This is a genomic window from Stenotrophomonas sp. YIM B06876 (assembly GCF_030711595.1).
Lineage (GTDB): Bacteria > Pseudomonadota > Gammaproteobacteria > Xanthomonadales > Xanthomonadaceae > Stenotrophomonas.
In genome coordinates this window covers 1-2,306 of the sequence record NZ_JAUJUJ010000121.1, presented here as the reverse complement: position 1 = coordinate 2,306, position 2,306 = coordinate 1, and the positions used below count along the sequence as shown (strand labels likewise).

The 2,306-nt window shown below is 59.7% G+C and carries 2 protein-coding genes; both read left to right on the top strand.

The window, feature by feature from the left end:
- Window positions 1-201: 201 nt before the first annotated feature.
- The gene (locus QZH66_RS15220) at window positions 202-1,764 is read left to right on the top strand and encodes a class I SAM-dependent DNA methyltransferase (RefSeq protein ID WP_305806754.1); all 1,563 of its coding nucleotides are present in this window, start codon (window positions 202-204) and stop codon (window positions 1,762-1,764) included.
- A gap of 49 nt (window positions 1,765-1,813) precedes the next feature.
- Window positions 1,814-2,306: restriction endonuclease subunit S (locus QZH66_RS15215; protein WP_305806753.1), on the top strand; the 493-nt coding region annotated here is incomplete at its 3' end.

Here is a 2,306-nt window from a genome sequence, read left to right as displayed (position 1 = left end):
ATGAGGAAGGATACCAGAAAAGATAGAAAAGCGTTATAAATCAAATGCTTACGTTCTGTTTGTGATGTTTAGCTCAACATCCAGTGCAGCTCTAAAGGCGGGTCAGGCACCAGCTTCGCAGGCAGCTGCAGACGGGGCTATCCCCTGGTATACCGACATAATGGGATGCATTTTTGTTACATCCCTGGTCACTGCTGCTCCATGCTCGAAGACATCAAAAAAACACTCTGGGCCACTGCCGACAAGCTGCGCGCCAACATGGACGCCGCTGAATACAAGCACTTGGTGCTCGGCCTCATCTTCCTGAAGTACGTCAGTGACACCTTCGTTGCGCGTCGTCTGGAGGTGGAAGCCCGCCTGAAGAACCCCGACGACGAGTTCTATTACGGCGAGGCTGACGCAGAAGACATTGCCGCCGAGCTGGAAGACCGGGACTATTACAAAAGCGCCAACGTGTTCTGGGTGCCCGAAGGGGCACGCTGGGAAAGCATCCGCTCGATGGCCAAAAACGTGGAGATTGGCAAGTTCATCGACAACGCGCTGACCATCATCGAGGCCGAGAACCCCAAGCTCAAAGGCATTCTGGACAAGCGCTATGCCCGAGCGCAGCTGCCAGACGGCAAGCTGGGTGAGCTGGTGGACCTGATTTCCACCATCGGCTTTGGTGACAACCCGGCCGTGGCCCGTGACGTGCTGGGCCAAGTGTACGAATACTTCCTGGGCATGTTCGCCAACGCCGAGGGCAAGCGCGGGGGGCAGTTCTACACGCCGGCCAGCATCGTCAAAACCCTGGTGGCCGTGCTGGCCCCGCACCAGGGCAAGGTGTACGACCCGTGTTGCGGCTCCGGTGGAATGTTCGTGCAGTCCGAGAAGTTCATTGAAGCGCACGGCGGCAAGCTGGGCGATGTGTCAATCTACGGGCAGGAAGCCAATCCCACCACCTGGCGCCTGGCCGCCATGAATTTGGCCATTCGGGGCATCGACTTCAACCTTGGCCGCGAACCCGCCGACACCTTCACCCGCAACCAGCACGCCGACCTGCGGGCGGACTTCATTCTGGCCAACCCGCCGTTCAACATCTCCGACTGGTGGCACGGCAGCCTGGAGGGCGACCCGCGCTGGGTGTATGGCGACCCACCGCAAGGCAACGCCAACTACGCCTGGTTGCAGCACATGCTCCACCACCTCAAAGACAGTGGCCGTGCTGGCATCGTGCTGGCCAACGGCAGCATGAGCTCTAGCCAGAACAACGAAGGCGTCATCCGCGCCGCCATGGTGGAGGCTGACATGGTGGAAGTGATGGTGGCCCTGCCAGGGCAACTGTTCTTCAACACCCAGATTCCGGCCTGCCTGTGGTTCTTAGCCAAGAGCAAGAAGCGCAAGGGTGAGGTTCTGTTCATTGACGCCCGCAAGCAGGCCAAGATGATTTCGCGCGTGCAGGCCGAACTGGACGATGCCGCCATCCAACGCATTGCCGAGACCGTGGCCGCCTGGCGGGGTGAGGTGGAAGCAGGCGCCACTGTCACCGAATACCAGGACCAGGCCGGCTTTTGCCGCAGCGTGCACCTGGCCGAGATTGCCCAGCACGGCCATGTGCTGACCCCGGGCCGATACGTCGGCGCCGAAGCGGTGGAAGACGACGACGAAGCGTTTGACGACAAGATGCGCAAGCTGACCGAGAAGCTGGGCGAGCAGATGGCCAAGGGCGCGGAGCTGGATGCGCTGATTCGGCAGAAGCTGGGGGGGCTTGGGTATGAGTTCTGAGTGGCCGCTTGTACGCCTTGGAGATTACGTGGATGCCTGTTTAGGCAAGATGCTGGACGCCAAGAAAAACAAGGGCACGCCACAACCCTATCTAGGTAACAGCAATGTCAGGTGGGGTAAGTTTGACCTCTCAGATTTGGCTGAAATGAAGTTCGAGCCACATGAAGAGGAGCGATACAGCTTGCGCCCCGGGGACTTGGTGGTGTGCGAGGGCGGCGAGCCGGGGCGGTGCGCAATATGGACGGGGCCAGCGGGTATGAAAGTGCAAAAAGCACTGCACCGCATAAGGCCTCGAAGCGCACTCAATAACTACTACCTCTTCTATTGGCTACGCCATGTCGCCTCGACCGGGCTGCTTGAGTCGCACTTCACAGGCACAACTATTAAGCACCTCACGGGCAAAGCGATTGCGGCGCTGGATGTGCCCCTGCCACCGATTGCGATTCAGGTAGCGATGGTGGATGTGCTCAAGTTACTCGACGACCGCATCACCCTCCTGCGCGAAACCAACGCCACGCTTGAGGCCGTCGCCCAGGCGCTTT

What these genes read in the sequence shown, in the direction of transcription:
- QZH66_RS15220 (WP_305806754.1), top strand. Translation starts at nt 202, where the DNA reads ATGCTCGAAGACATCAAAAAAACACTCTGGGCCACTGCCGACAAGCTG.